14 protein-coding genes and 3 pseudogenes are annotated in these 13,113 nt (G+C 41.9%); 4 read left to right on the plus strand and 13 right to left on the minus strand.

Annotation, left to right across the window (positions count from 1 at the left end; all coding sequences use genetic code 11):
• Positions 1–170 precede the first annotated feature (170 nt).
• The 6 genes from RAM70_RS07995 to cobW all read right to left on the minus strand — a co-directional run bounded on the left by RAM70_RS07995 (position 171) and on the right by cobW (position 7,657).
• Positions 171–617: a response regulator gene (locus RAM70_RS07995; protein ID WP_002758488.1), complete on the minus strand. Its 447-nt coding sequence runs from the start codon at positions 615–617 to the stop codon at positions 171–173.
• Positions 556–2,862, minus strand: a complete 2,307-nt coding sequence (locus tag RAM70_RS08000; protein ID WP_045362584.1) for a sensor histidine kinase — start codon at positions 2,860–2,862, stop codon at positions 556–558. The genes RAM70_RS07995 and RAM70_RS08000 overlap by 62 nt, the downstream gene beginning before the upstream one ends.
• Positions 2,863–3,250: 388 nt before the next feature.
• Entirely contained in the window at positions 3,251–3,532 is a 282-nt protein-coding gene (locus RAM70_RS08005; protein ID WP_045362582.1) for a type II toxin-antitoxin system RelE/ParE family toxin, read from the minus strand.
• Positions 3,529–3,750 carry a hypothetical protein gene (locus RAM70_RS08010; protein ID WP_045362580.1) on the minus strand — a complete coding sequence of 74 codons (222 nt, stop codon included), beginning with the start codon at positions 3,748–3,750 and terminating at the stop codon, positions 3,529–3,531. Before RAM70_RS08010 ends, RAM70_RS08005 begins: the two co-directional genes overlap by 4 nt.
• Positions 3,751–3,902: 152 nt before the next feature.
• Positions 3,903–5,954 (minus strand): M3 family metallopeptidase, encoded by a 2,052-nt coding sequence (locus RAM70_RS08015; RefSeq protein ID WP_312673185.1) that lies wholly within the window; start codon positions 5,952–5,954, stop codon positions 3,903–3,905.
• A 668-nt stretch (positions 5,955–6,622) separates the two neighbouring features.
• Positions 6,623–7,657: a cobalamin biosynthesis protein CobW gene (gene cobW / locus RAM70_RS08020; RefSeq protein ID WP_312673187.1), complete on the minus strand. Its 1,035-nt coding sequence runs from the start codon at positions 7,655–7,657 to the stop codon at positions 6,623–6,625.
• 202 nt (positions 7,658–7,859) lie between these two features.
• Here cobW and RAM70_RS08025 point away from each other — a divergent pair, with 202 nt between their 5' ends.
• Positions 7,860–8,048: a hypothetical protein gene (locus RAM70_RS08025; RefSeq protein ID WP_002784873.1), complete on the plus strand. Its 189-nt coding sequence runs from the start codon at positions 7,860–7,862 to the stop codon at positions 8,046–8,048.
• Between the two features lie 219 nt (positions 8,049–8,267).
• Here RAM70_RS08025 and RAM70_RS08030 read toward each other — a convergent pair.
• The 4 genes and pseudogenes from RAM70_RS08030 to RAM70_RS08045 form a co-directional block, all read right to left on the minus strand.
• Positions 8,268–8,428, minus strand: a pseudogene (locus RAM70_RS08030) (ISNCY family transposase); the annotation flags it as partial.
• Between the two features lie 35 nt (positions 8,429–8,463).
• Positions 8,464–9,051 (minus strand): annotated as a pseudogene (locus tag RAM70_RS08035) (IS630 family transposase); the annotation flags it as partial.
• Positions 9,036–9,431: a helix-turn-helix domain-containing protein gene (locus RAM70_RS08040; RefSeq protein WP_312673188.1), complete on the minus strand. Its 396-nt coding sequence runs from the start codon at positions 9,429–9,431 to the stop codon at positions 9,036–9,038. The pseudogene RAM70_RS08035 and the gene RAM70_RS08040, both read right to left, overlap by 16 nt.
• A gap of 72 nt (positions 9,432–9,503) precedes the next feature.
• Positions 9,504–9,631, minus strand: a pseudogene (locus RAM70_RS08045) (ISNCY family transposase); the annotation flags it as partial.
• Positions 9,632–9,909: 278 nt separating this feature from the next.
• Between RAM70_RS08045 and RAM70_RS08050 the strand changes: the two are divergent.
• The 3 genes from RAM70_RS08050 to RAM70_RS08060 all read left to right on the plus strand — a co-directional run bounded on the left by RAM70_RS08050 (position 9,910) and on the right by RAM70_RS08060 (position 11,591).
• Positions 9,910–10,659, plus strand: coding sequence for a choice-of-anchor C family PEP-CTERM protein (locus tag RAM70_RS08050; RefSeq protein ID WP_312673189.1), 750 nt, complete (start codon positions 9,910–9,912; stop codon positions 10,657–10,659).
• A gap of 225 nt (positions 10,660–10,884) precedes the next feature.
• A complete protein-coding gene (locus RAM70_RS08055) occupies positions 10,885–11,121 on the plus strand; it encodes a type II toxin-antitoxin system HicB family antitoxin (protein WP_312673190.1) in 237 nt (78 codons plus the stop codon).
• Between the two features lie 29 nt (positions 11,122–11,150).
• Positions 11,151–11,591, plus strand: a complete 441-nt coding sequence (locus RAM70_RS08060) for a helix-turn-helix domain-containing protein (protein WP_312673191.1) — start codon at positions 11,151–11,153, stop codon at positions 11,589–11,591.
• 346 nt (positions 11,592–11,937) lie between these two features.
• Here RAM70_RS08060 and RAM70_RS08065 read toward each other — a convergent pair whose 3' ends face one another.
• From RAM70_RS08065 to RAM70_RS08075, 3 genes are read right to left on the minus strand one after another with little or no spacing between them, the layout of a single operon-like run.
• The gene (locus RAM70_RS08065; RefSeq protein WP_376750906.1) at positions 11,938–12,183 is read right to left on the minus strand and encodes a transposase; all 246 of its coding nucleotides are present in this window, start codon (positions 12,181–12,183) and stop codon (positions 11,938–11,940) included.
• A 17-nt stretch (positions 12,184–12,200) separates the two neighbouring features.
• Positions 12,201–12,446: a transposase gene (locus RAM70_RS08070; RefSeq protein WP_312675775.1), complete on the minus strand. Its 246-nt coding sequence runs from the start codon at positions 12,444–12,446 to the stop codon at positions 12,201–12,203.
• 17 nt (positions 12,447–12,463) lie between these two features.
• Positions 12,464–12,787 carry a transposase gene (locus RAM70_RS08075; RefSeq protein WP_376750879.1) on the minus strand — a complete coding sequence of 108 codons (324 nt, stop codon included), beginning with the start codon at positions 12,785–12,787 and terminating at the stop codon, positions 12,464–12,466.
• Positions 12,788–13,113 lie beyond the last annotated feature (326 nt).

Below are 13,113 nucleotides of genomic sequence, written 5' to 3' on the forward strand. Positions count from 1 at the left end.
TTTTTAATCAAGAGTTAAAGAGATTTCGGAGGTTAGGAAGTGGGGTGTGGGGTGTAGGGTGTAGGGTGTAGGGTGTGGGGAGAATAAAGCTGCCTCCTGCCTCCTGCCTCCTGACGACCGACTCCTGATAACTGATAACTGATCACTGATAACTGATCACTGATAATGATTCACTCCCCGGGTAAAGTAGCGGTTTCTAACCAAAAAGCCTCGATATTTTTGACAATTTTGAACAAATCGTTGAGATTGCGTGACTTGGTTATATAACAATTAACGTGCAGTTCATAGCTATAAAAAATATCCTCCTCGTTGCGAGAAGTGGTTAAAACCACCACAGGAATTCTTTTTAAACTGGGATCGTTTTTTATTTCCGCTAATACCTCCCGTCCGTCTTTTCTTGGTAAATTCAGATCGAGAAGAATCAGATTAGGACGGGGAGAATCGAGATACTCCCCTTCTCGACGCAGATAATCCATGGCGTTGACACCATCCCTAACGATAACTAATTCGTGCGGGACGGTGCTAGTTTTTAATGCCTCTTGGATGAGGCGAATATCAGCTTTGCTGTCCTCCACTAATAAGATAATTTTGTGTGGCACGTCCTCGCCAGCGCTCACGCTCGTTACCTCCTAGGGGAATTGTAAAATAGAAAACCGCTCCTTTACCTAATTGGGATTCTACCCAAATTCGTCCGCGATGACACTCGATAATTTTCTTGCAAATCGCCAAACCCATACCTGTGCCGGGGTACTCGTCGCGGGTGTGCAGTCGTTGGAAAATCACGAAAATGCGTTCGGAAAATCGGGGATCGATACCAATTCCATTATCGGTGACAGAGAACAGCCATTCCTCCTCTTGACGTTGGGCAGCAATATGAATAGTGGGAGTTGCTTTTCCCCGGAATTTAATGGCATTACCGATGAGATTTTGGAACAATTGCATTAACTGGGTTTTATCTGCCATAACAATTGGCAAAGGATCAACGGTGATTATAGCTTGACTTTCTTGAATTCTCCCTTTCAGGTTAGCGAGAGCTTTTTCCAGTGCCAGATTAGCATCGATGGTATTAAACTCTACCGCCTGCATATCCACTTTTGAGTAAGCCAGCACATCATCTATTAATGTTTGCATCAAGCTGACACCTTCGACGGCAAAAGTAATAAATTCTTTAGCATCTTCGTCCAGTTCTTCGGTGTAGCGCATTTCTAGCAACTGCACATAGTTGGCGACTTGATTGAGGGGTTCCTGTAAATCGTGGGAAGCGACGTAGGCGAATTTTTTTAATTCGGCGTTTGATAGTTCCAAATCCCGCGCTAAACGTGCCAATTCATCGGCTTGTTTTAAGATGATATTGACGATCGCTTTTCGTAATTCTAGTGCGGCGTTAATTTCTACTGCTTTCCAGGGTAAAGATTTGAGACGAACAGTTTCTTTCCAGAGGGAGAAAGATTTACGCGGACAGAGACGAATATCACCATCTATGGCAGTCGTTTCGATCGCTTTACCCGGATCACCACCCCAGTTCACGGTTTGAATTACTTCTGGACGAAACCAGAGGAGATAATTACGTTTAGAAATGGGAATTGCTAGTAAACCACTGGCAATGTCTTTAAACTTACCCCCATCGGCATAAATTTGCGGTAAGGAATTAGTATAGTAAACATCTTCATGGACGTTTTTTTCTAGCCAAGTAATCAGATAATTTAGTTCTTCTTCGCTCGGTGTTACTCCAATTAAGGTATAATTGCCGCCTAAACAAATAGCGGCTCCTGTGGCTTTAGTTAGATCGAGCAGATTAGGTTTATGGGCAATTAATCCATCGATAAAGTTATTAGCTTCCGCCATATAATCGATTAATTGCGATTGCACAAAGGTTAATTTCACTCGATAGTCATAATCCTCGGTTTCTTCCCGTGCCGATATTTCCGAGAAAATTACTCTTCCTAAGAACTCACAAGCTTTACGGAGTTCGTAGGGTACATATTTAGGGGTGCGGTGATGACAGGCAATAATACCCCAGAGACGTTTATTTTCAATCAGAGAAATGGTTAGAGATGCTCCCACTCCCATGTTATGCAGATATTCTAAATGACAGGGAGAAGCACTTCTAAGACTGGACAGGGTTAAATTTAAGGGTTGTTGGGTTTCGGGGTGAAGACTAGGCACTAAATCGACGGGTTCAGAGGTAGCATCGGGAATCTGTCGAATCCAATTAGCACTTAATAAATTTCGTGCCGGGAGAGGGATATCGGAAGCGGGATAACGTAAACCGAGATAGGGTTCTAGTTGCTCTATTTTGTCTTCTGCTATCACATCACCGTTATCTTCTTCGTCGAATTTGTATAACATAACTCGATCGAATCCTGTCATTTTTCTTACTTCTTTAACGATGATATTACAGAAATCTTTCAGGCTACGGGTGGCTTCAAGTTTATCGATCGAAGTTTTGGCTAGGTGATAGAATCTCAGGAAAGGAATGTTTTCATAGGAAATAGCTGGTTCTAACTCTAAAATCAGCATTTGTTCGGCGTTACGGTGGAAAATAGCATCAAAGACGGCAAAATCATCCCCTTTAACCCGCGCCCAAATTTTGGAGGGATTGATAGCATCAAAATCGTTATTTTCTATGGCTGATTTCAGAGGATCGATCTGAAAGGGATCGAAGATTTCCTCTAGGGTTTTACCGATAATTTCCCCCGGAGAAATACCCAATAAACTGCGGCTATTACTGCTAGTTTGGCTGACTTTTAGCTCCGGTTCGCTGAGAACTAAAAGCACCCCGTGCGGTTGAATTCGGTTATAGAGATGGATCGGTTCCCGTTCGATCGAAGTTGGGTTAATTGTCTCGGTTAGAACTTCCATGTGTATTGCCCCCAGAGGATTTTTGCCAAGTGGAAAACTCTTTGTTTATTAAAACTATTTCTTCTCACTTTCAGGAGGCGATCGAGAATAAATTTACTTCTCTTAATCCCAGGCCATCAAAAGTAATAAAACTTTAATTAATCAGTTATCTATTGATCGAGCAGTTCTGTTCATTTCCCTTTATTATAATCGGTTTTTCTCTGAGAATCTAGGGTAATTTGTTAAGAATTAAGAGTTCATGTTACAAGGTACAGATAATTCTTAATAAAAATATATAGTAGTTAAGGGGTTTCAGACCCAAAAATTTCCAGGAACGCACGCTAGAAAAGTAGGCGATATCCCACTGTGGTTGTACAATTGATAAGAAAGAACAAATTCAAGAGATAAATTAGTAAACTTGATCGTGTTTGCCAATATCAACTATAACAATTAAAGTTTCTCCTGAATCAGTATCTTGACGAAAAGTAAAAATAATACGGCAATCATAACTAACAGAACATGACCAATAACCTTCTAATCTACCTGTCAGCTTATGAGATTTTAAAGAAGGGGTGAAGGGATTATCTTCTAACAAATGTAGAACCTCTGATACCTTGCTTTGTAGTTGAGGATTTTTGCTGATTAAGCGTTGAAAAGCTCTTTTAAAGCTTTTGTTAGCAACTAATTTCATTCTTCATCCTCTAACAAATAAGCCATTATCTCTTCAGCGCTGCCTTTTTTTGCTGTTCCCATCGCTAAAGATTTTAAGGTTTCTTCGCCATTTTTAGCCATCTCCTCCCGGCGTTTCTCAATGCGTCTTTTACGAATTAGCTCAAACAAATAATCTTGGTCTTCAATGGATAGACTCTCCACCGATTCGATAATATCTTGAAAAAATGCGATACTCATTACAGTTTCCTCCTGTTAGTTAACTTTTTTTTCCTGATATGTTATCACAATATATTCAAGTAGGGTGCGTCAGACAATCCCTTGTTTTCAGGGAAAAAATCAAGAGCTAAATATTACCGTAACGCACCACAAAGAAAAGTGTTTGACTACTTTTATAAGCCGCTATGACGGAGGAGAGGCTCGGTACTAGGTTCGCGACCGCGGAAAGCTTTAAAAACATTCATAGGATGAGAACTTCCCCCCATAGCTAAAACAGTATCACGAAAACGACGACCGATCGCTTTCACTGCTTCTTCGTTATCTAATCCCACTTCCTCGAAAGCGGCAAAAGCATCGGCGCTGAGAACTTCTGCCCATTTATAACTATAGTAACCCGCCGCATAACCGCCGGCGAAAATATGCCCAAAAGAACACAAGAAAGCATCTTCTGGTAGGGGAGGAATTATCGTCGTCGTTGCCGCTAAACGCTGTCTGACTTGTTTAGGAGTTTCGCCGCCATTGGGTTGATAACGATGGTGTAATTCCAAATCTACTAAAGACAAATGTAGCTGACGCAGCATGGCCGAACCGCTCATATAATTCTTAGCTAGAAGCAGTTTTTGATAGTAATGTTCGGGGAGAGTTTCACCGGTTTGGTAGTGTTTGGCCATACTCATTAAAGTAGGGCGATCATAACACCAATTTTCCATAAATTGACTGGGCAATTCCACCGCGTCCCACTCAACGTTATTAATACCCGCCGCGCCAGAATAATCCACAGTGGTTAACATATGCTGTAAACCGTGGCCAAATTCGTGAAATAGGGTAGTTACCTCCTCAAAGGTCATTAAACTGGGGTTTCCGTCCACTGGAGGCGTTTGATTGCAGATTAAATAAGCCACGGGTAAACGCACCTCGGTGCCGGTTTTGGCGCGACCGATACAGACATCCATCCAAGCACCGCCGCGTTTTTCGGCGGGACGACTGTAGGCATCGAGGTAGAAATAGGCGATTTTTTCGCCCTTTTCGTCGTTAATCTGGAAATAACGCACATCGGGATGCCAGATAGGTGCTTTACCGTCGGCGGCGATAATTTCTACCCCAAAAATCCGTTTAGCGAGGCTAAATATGCCTTCTAAAACCCGTGGTAGGGGGAAATAGGGGCGTAATTCCTCGGCACTAAAGTTAAACTTGGCCTGACGCTGTTTTTCTGACCAATAGGCTATATCCCAATGCTTGAGATCGTCGGTTCCCGCAAAAGTTTTTAAGGCCTCTAAATCCTGTTTTGCCGCTTCATAGCTGACTTGGCGCAAATTGTCAAGCAATTTCTCGATTTCATCCACAGAATTGGCCATTTTCCTGGCAAGACTGACCTCGGCGTAGGTACTATAACCTAGTAGATGGGCCTGTTCCTGACGCAGTTGCAAAATGCGATCGATTAAGGGATTATTATCCAATTCTCCCAGATCGGCCCGACTAACGTAGGCTTTATAGAGTTTTTCGCGCAATTCCCGATTATCGCTGTACTTCATAAAGGGGAAATAACTGGGAAAATCGAGGGTAATCACCCAGGGGCCGGTTTCGGGGGTGGCGTTAGTTTCTCCTTGGGTGCGGGCGGTTTGGGCGGCTAAACTGAGGAGACTAGGGGGTAAACCGGCGATATCTTCTGGGGTTGTTAGTTTCAGTTGAAAAGCTTTGGTGGCATCGAGGATGTTATTAGAAAATTTCGTGGTGATTTCCGCTAATTCCAGTTGAATCGCGTTAAATCTGTCTTTTTTCTCCCCTGCTAATCCCACCCCGGCCAATTGAGCATCCCGCAGGGAAGCTTCGACAATGCGCTGTTGTGCCTCGTCTAATTGCCCCCAGCTTTCTCCTTGGCGCAGGGACGAGAATGCCTCATAAATGGGTTTACTTTGGCTTAAACGGCTAATAAACTCGACTACCTGCGGTTGTACGGTTTCGTAAGCTTGACGCAATTCTGGGCTATTTTTTACCCCCATCAGATGACCGATAATCCCCCAACTCCAGCTTAAACGTTCTTCGATCCGGGTGAGGGGTTCGACTAATTTTTCCCAAGTGGGGGCAATCTGCGCTTCTAGATCGGTTAATTCTCCGGCCAGTTCCTGCAAAAGTTGCGTCATCCCAGGGACAATCAGGCCGGGTTGGATTTGGTCAAAAGCCGGTAATCCTTGACCGGCAAGCAGCGGGTTACTGGTGTTCGTCATAATTTTTGGTCTGGAAGGGTGAGTAATCTGTATCTTTTACTACCCTAACCCAAATCCCCGACCATCTATCCGGGCGATCGAACGCCGGAGCTTTTTCAGTGGGGTGTGGGGTGTGGGGTGTGGGGTGTGGGGTGTAGGGTGTGGGGTGTAGGGTGTAGGGAAAGAAACCTCTTTCATCTGTGGGGGTGAAAATTTTTTCATTGGGACTGCCTCTGTTGATCAAAGATAAGCAAAAATTATTTATTGACTGCAAAAACTTGAGAATATTTAAATTAACATTCCGCAATATTTACAAATTCTTAAGAATTAATTGAGAAAGATTTTTATTTAACAACGATGTTACAAGGGTTACAGCGATTTGATAGAATTTCACAATGGGTTATTCTGTGCTTTTTTGGGCAGCAATGGTTGAAACCCTTGCCACACCTAGAAGGTGATCCTAATTAAGACGGTCAAATCAGTCAATTTCACCCATAACGATGATCTTTTTTTTGTGTAGTTTTATTGCAAAAAAAAAGTTTTTTTGACAAAAAGCACAAAGTATGATAAGCCCCAACGTATTTCTGGCTGCGAGTAATTATTGTAGAGGGGGAGAGGGGAGAGGGGAGAGGGGAGAATAAATAAAAATAATCTCCCTACCCCACACCCTGTCCCTAGGAAAAACTTCTTCAGCAAACGCTAGTTAAGGCCTGCTCGATTCTCTGACTATCAAGGGATCGGCCGATAAAGACCAAGCGAGTTTGCCGCATTTCCGTGGATTGCCAGGGTCGATCGAAGAAAGAATCAAAGCGATCGCCGACTCCCTGTAACACCATACGCATCGGTTTATTGGCCACGTTAACAAATCCCTTGACCCGATAGATTTCTTCTCGGGCCACCAATTCTTTGAGCCGTTGGGTCAAAATTTGGGCATCTACGGGAGAATCGAGGCAAAACTGCACAGAATTGATATCCTCATCGTGATCGTGTTCTTCCTCGTGATCATGATGACTAGGACGACTAGCTAAATCATCCTCGACGGCGGCATTAAATCCCAATAGCACATCGGGGCTAATTTGTCCATCAGCACAAGTAACTATTTTTACCGTCGATCGCAGTTGTGTTTTCAGCCAATTAATAATTTTTTCTAATTCGATTTCGCTGATGAGATCGGTTTTAGTTAAGAGTACCAGGTCAGCGCAGGCTAACTGATCCTCAAATAACTCCTCAATGGGCGTTTCGTGTTCTAAATTGGGGTCTGCTTGCCTTTGTGCCGTTAAAGCGTCCAAATCCGCCACCAGACGACCCCTAGCGATAGCAAAACCATCCACCACCGTGATTACTCCGTCCACCGTCGCACCGTTGCGGATTTCCGGCCAGCGAAAAGCTTGAACCAGAGGTTTAGGTAAAGCTAACCCCGAAGTTTCGATCAGCATACAATCCAACTGTTGCCGTCGCTCTAGCAATTTCTGCATGGTGGGGAGAAATTCTTCCTGTACTGTACAGCACAGACAACCGTTGGTCAGTTCCACAATATTATCGTTGGGGTTGTCATCGCAGGTCTGACAACTTTTCAACAAATCACCATCAATTCCCACTTCTCCGAATTCATTGACCATAACGGCCACCCGTCGGCCTTGATTATTTTGCAGTAGATGACGGATGAGGGTAGTTTTTCCCGCACCCAGAAAACCCGTGATCACAGTAACTGGAATTTTGTGCATAGATAGAGCGATCGATCATGTTTCTAGATCAATCTATCAGACTCTCGGTCTAGGGTTGAGGGTTTCAGCGCTAATTCTTTAGGATTGCCCCACCAATTGCCGGACTGTCACAAACTAGCTGAAATTTTCCTAGTTAGTCGTTATTCTGTTAGAAGTTTCAGCCGGCTAAATAATCGCTGAAAAACTTTTGTGGGAGTGGATCATGTTACAACGTCTTTTTTTAGCCTTTACCCTCGCTTTTCCTCTTTATTTAAGCATTGCTATTCAACAAACTTCTCCTCTAGCTGATAGAGTAAATCGCCCTTCTTCTCGCGGAATCAATAAAATTGAGCAGACGGTAAAAACTATCCAAAAGCAATTAAAACAAGAGCATTCGGTTCAATTAGATTAATAAATTTGGTGAAAAAGAGGATATCTAAAACGGGTGCATCTCATTTTTGTAAATCTACTAATTTGGGATTTTTAAGGGGAAACTTTCTCCTAAAATTGGGCGTTACTTTCGGTTTTATCACTCAACCCTAGGGTTGAGTGATATAACCCTGAGCTACGTCGAAGGGTCGAGACGTTGACATAATTTTGTAACCATGACCAACTTACCCCTGTTACTCTAGTAATTCCTCGTCAAGAAATTCGTTTGAGCAAGAGTTGATCGATTAATTGTTTGGTATCGGGAGAGATAGTTTTATTAGTGGGATTGAGCACAAACGGTTGACCACATTCTTGACATTGACGTTTGGGTTTCCCATTATGAATAGAACCATTCTTGATATAGCGGGTTTCAGTTGAATGAGGTACAGCATGGATGACTAGGTAGGCTCTTTAAAAGGGGTATCGCAATAGCAACAATGGGTAAACCAGTGATGGATGTCTCGCAATGTAATCTGACTAAAGGCTTGAACGAGCGCTTTTTCTAGATCAGCATAGGTACGAGGTGACATAGAACGAATCAGTATTTTCACTTTCGACCAACAGTTTTCAATGGGAGAAAAATCGGGAGAATAGGGAGGTAAAAACTCCAGTCTAGCACCGACTTCTTGAAGAATTGGTTCGAGGGTTTCTTTTTGATGAATCGAAGCATTATCCATTAATACACAAGCTCCTTTCCACAAGTTTGGAACTAATAATGTAGCAATAAATGCTTCAAATATTAAACCATTTGCGGCTCCAAATACATTGATAAAAGCCAGCAAGCCTTTGAGCGCTATCGCTCCAATTATCGTGACGTTTTTTCCTCGGTTTAACGGAACTGAATCATACACTCTCTGACCTTTTTCAGCCCTGCCATAAAGTCTTGTCATCCCTAGATTAGAGCCAGACTCGTCAACGAAAACCAAATCTTCCGCTCTAACATCTCGGATTTTCTCCCAATATTCTTCTCTTAATTTTTGCACTCTTTCCGTGTCTCTTTCCCTAGGGTGTAAGCTTTTTTTTTTTGAGTTAAATTTAGCCGTTTTAAAATTCTACTGATTGTTGAGTTACTCACCACCGTCTGTGTTTTTTCCTCAATTTGTTTTCTTAACTCGTCTAAGGTGGCATCTTTCTTTTCTTGGACTAAATCGCCCAGCAAGATAATTTCGTCGCTCTTAAGCTTGAGTTTTTGTCCTCCACCATGCGGTCGGGGATTTAGATTTCCTGTTTCACGCCACTGCTTGATTAGTTTCTGGATAAAGCTTAAAGCTACTCTAAATCTTTTGGCTAACTCACGTTGTGAGAGGTTATTCTCCTCGTAGGTCTCGATGATCTTTTGTCGCAAGTCTAAAGAATAGGGCTTCATCGGGTCGTGGCTCCTGCCTAGGTCTATAATTTATTGTCCTCTTCTATTGTACCTCATGCAAGTGCATACCGCTATAGTATGGTGAGAACCACAACGCCGGACAAGTAAATAGAGGCGAAGGGGGGATTTTGTTCTGTGCTAGGCTGATATTTAAGTAAGCTGGACACGATCCACAAAAAGATATTTATCAGAAAAGTCATGATCAAGCTAGAGGTTTAAGGACTGATTTGAGCCAATTATTTTTATTAATAAATATTTGACACACTTCATACCGGATAAGCAAGAGGGCTACACCACTACTACCAAATTATTACCATATTTTTTAACTTTTTTCTTACCTCATTGAGCATTTATGCTTATGGCAGAGGTGAGATGCTCCCCCATCTTTCTTTAGGAAAAAGTTAATCATTTTTTCATCTTTTTTAATCTTTTCCCCTGCTACGCTTTAGGTATCCTTACAAAGATGAACTTGTTAATCATGACTCAACAATTAGCAAAACTAACTAATCTTGGGGGTTTAGCTAAGCAGGGCTTATTAAAACTCTCAATTGCTTCCTCTGTCTTTGCGGTGGGTGCTTTGATAGTCACCCCTGTACAAGCAGTAAATTTGATCACAAATGGCAGTTTTGAAAACGGTGTGCCCATCCCACCTGGTAACCTTACAACTACCCCAATTGGTGGTTTTCTAAGTTTATTTAGTGGTGATAGCACATCAATTACAGGCTGGACGGTTGGCGGCAACTCAACTCCCGCAGTTGATTATATAAGTACATTGTGGGACGCTGCTGATGGTGTTAGAAGTATTGATCTGAATGGAGCGGGTCCTGGTTCAATATCACAAGTTATCACCACAGTAATCGGTGAGACCTATCAAGTTACTTTTGATCTAGCTGGTAATTACACCGACCTCAGTGTTAATCCTAAGGTGCTGCGGGTTAGCACAGCTCCAGGAACTTTTGCTGATTTTGACTTTGACGCATCAGGAAAAAGCGCTAATAATATGGGATGGGTGCAAAAATCCTGGAGTTTTGTCGCTACCAGCACAAGCACAACAATTCAGTTTGCCGGTATAAATTTAACTGGTGCAGGTCCTGCGTTGGATAATGTCTCGGTGATGCTTTCTTCTACTCCTCCTACTCCTACTTCTATTCCCGAACCTTCATCAATTCTAGGATTATTGAGTTTAGGAGTATTAGGAATTGGTTCTGCTTTAAAACGTCAGTCTTAATCTCTTTTGATCTTTTTAACCCATCCAAAGTAGGTGGGTTAAATTAAATATATTGTAGGGGCGAATTGCCTTCGCCCTTTTTTGATAACTTCTGCTGCTCACCTATATGTGAGAGAAAGTCACAAATAGGAGATGCACCCGTCCGTCTATCTATTCAACCGACAAAAAACGGTGAAGCAAAAGCTGATCAAGTTAAACAATTTTTAAAAATACATGAGGAAGAAAATGAAGTCAAAAACCGATGATTTTAACGGTTTTAGCATTAATATCTTCCGAGATGAGGAGGGAGATTGGATAGCATACTTAGTAGAAATTCCTAGCGTTTCCGCTTTTTCTGATCGCCCCCAAACAGCACTCAATCAATTAATTTTAGCTTGGGAAGGCGTTAAAGAAAGTTATCGTAAATATGGTGAAGAAATTCCTCATTTAGCTATAGCAAAGAGCGGGATAGTTAGGACATAATAGAGAAAAAGAAATGAGGAGAAGCTTTCATGGCAGCACCCTATAGTGATGATTTAAGACAGAAAGCAGTGAGTGCCGTAGAGCGAGGGGAGAAAAAAAGCCATGTCTGTCGCACCCTCAATATTAGTCGTAATACATTAGACATCTGGCTGAAACGGAAGAAACAAACTGGGACGGTGGCCGCTAAAACTAACTATCGTCGAGGGCCGAAGCCCCAAATTGACGATTTAGAAGCCTTTCAAAAGTTGGCCGAACAATATGGGCATTTGACCCAAGAAAAAATGGCGCAAAAATGGGCTAACCCAGTCAGTAGGATGAGAATTGGTCAAGCGCTCAAAAGAATTGGATTTACTAGAAAAAAAAAACTTATGGCTACAGAGAAAGAGATGAAGAAGCCCGAAAAGAGTTTCTCCAAAAAATCAGAGGTTATGCCCCGGAAAGATTTGTCTATATTGATGAAGCTGGAATAGATAAGTACCTAAGCAAAATTAATTACACATATCTAAACACCTCTTGCAAGAGGCACTCTTGCCTCTTGCAAGAGGCAAGAGGTGTTTAGCCTGCATTATTCATGAACCAAAAAACAAGGAACCCGAAAAACTGGATTTACATCCAGTTTTTTTGGGGTTTAAATAAGTAAGTAAAAATCCTTAATCAACCGCACAAAATTAACAATTAAAGCCTGAAAAAGCGACTAAAACTGTCATTTATGGCATAGAACGAGTTAGTTAGGACAGATGCCTGAAGGCTTTACTCACAGCATCCACAAGGTTTTCACTATCATTGATAATCTGACTATGGCATAGAACGAGTTAGTTAGGACAGATGCCTGAAGGCTTTACTCACAGCATCCACAAGGTTTTCACTATCATTGATAATCTGACTAACATAGTTTTTCAATCTAGCCCAGAACTTTTCAATTTTGTTGAGGTCTGGAGAATAGGCGGGTAAAAATAGCACTTCACATCCCGCTTTAGCTAACAATTTTTTGATTCTCTCTTTGGGATGAAAACTGGCGTTATCAATGATGATAATTTGACCGGGTAGTAGTTCGGGTAATATGGCATAGAACGAGTTAGTTAGGACAGATACCTGAAGGCTTTACTCACAGCATCCACAAGGTTTTCACTATCATTGATAATCTGACTAACATAGTTTTTCAATCTAGCCCAGAACTTTTCAATTTTGTTGAGGTCTGGAGAATAGGCGGGTAAAAATAGCACTTCACATCCCGCTTTAGCTAACAATTTTTTGATTCTCTCTTTGGGATGAAAACTGGCGTTATTAATGATGATAATTTGACCGGGTAGTAGTTCGGGTAATATGGCATAGAACGAGTTAGTTAGGACAGATGCCTGAAGGCTTTACTCACAGCATCCACAAGGTTTTCACTATCATTGATAATCTGACTAACATAGTTTTTCAATCTAGCCCAGAACTTTTCAATTTTGTTGAGGTCTGGAGAATAGGCGGGTAAAAATAGCACTTCACATCCCGCTTTAGCTAACAATTTTTTGATTCTCTCTTTGGGATGAAAACTGGCGTTATCAATGATGATAATTTGACCGGGTAGTAGTTCGGGTAATAGCAATTGTTCTATCCACTCACACACCAACTCTGTATTACAGTACCCCTCAAACACCATTGGCGCGAATCGTGGAACCACGCCACCAACCGCTGATCACACTAACTCGTTCGCTACAGTGACCTAACTTTAAAGCCTCAAATCTTTCTGATTTGTGACAATATCCATAAGGATAATCGATGGTGTTATCTATTCCAGCTTCATCAATATAGACAAATCTTTCCGGGGCATAACCTCTGATTTTTTGGAGAAACTCTTTTCGGGCTTCTTCATCTCTTTCTCTGTAGCCATAAGTTTTTTTTTACGGCTCTTCGGTAATTGTTATGCAAATAATTAACTTCAAATAAAATTCGATGATAGTGCCTACGCTCAAAAATAGCTGAAATTTATACAGGGAGAGATTTTAG

The organism is Microcystis wesenbergii NRERC-220 (assembly GCF_032027425.1).
GTDB lineage: Bacteria > Cyanobacteriota > Cyanobacteriia > Cyanobacteriales > Microcystaceae > Microcystis > Microcystis wesenbergii_A.

Bases quoted from the DNA above. Each gene is read 5' to 3' on its own strand.
- RAM70_RS08000 (WP_045362584.1), bottom strand. From the start codon at position 2,862: ATGGAAGTTCTAACCGAGACAATTAACCCAACTTCGATCGAACGGGAA.
- RAM70_RS08005 (WP_045362582.1), bottom strand. From the start codon at position 3,532: ATGAAATTAGTTGCTAACAAAAGCTTTAAAAGAGCTTTTCAACGCTTA.
- RAM70_RS08010 (WP_045362580.1), bottom strand. From the start codon at position 3,750: ATGAGTATCGCATTTTTTCAAGATATTATCGAATCGGTGGAGAGTCTA.
- RAM70_RS08015 (WP_312673185.1), bottom strand. From the start codon at position 5,954: ATGACGAACACCAGTAACCCGCTGCTTGCCGGTCAAGGATTACCGGCT.
- cobW (WP_312673187.1), bottom strand. From the start codon at position 7,657: ATGCACAAAATTCCAGTTACTGTGATCACGGGTTTTCTGGGTGCGGGA.
- RAM70_RS08025 (WP_002784873.1), top strand. From the start codon at position 7,860: ATGTTACAACGTCTTTTTTTAGCCTTTACCCTCGCTTTTCCTCTTTAT.
- RAM70_RS08040 (WP_312673188.1), bottom strand. From the start codon at position 9,431: ATGAAGCCCTATTCTTTAGACTTGCGACAAAAGATCATCGAGACCTAC.
- RAM70_RS08050 (WP_312673189.1), top strand. From the start codon at position 9,910: ATGACTCAACAATTAGCAAAACTAACTAATCTTGGGGGTTTAGCTAAG.
- RAM70_RS08055 (WP_312673190.1), top strand. From the start codon at position 10,885: ATGAAGTCAAAAACCGATGATTTTAACGGTTTTAGCATTAATATCTTC.
- RAM70_RS08060 (WP_312673191.1), top strand. From the start codon at position 11,151: ATGGCAGCACCCTATAGTGATGATTTAAGACAGAAAGCAGTGAGTGCC.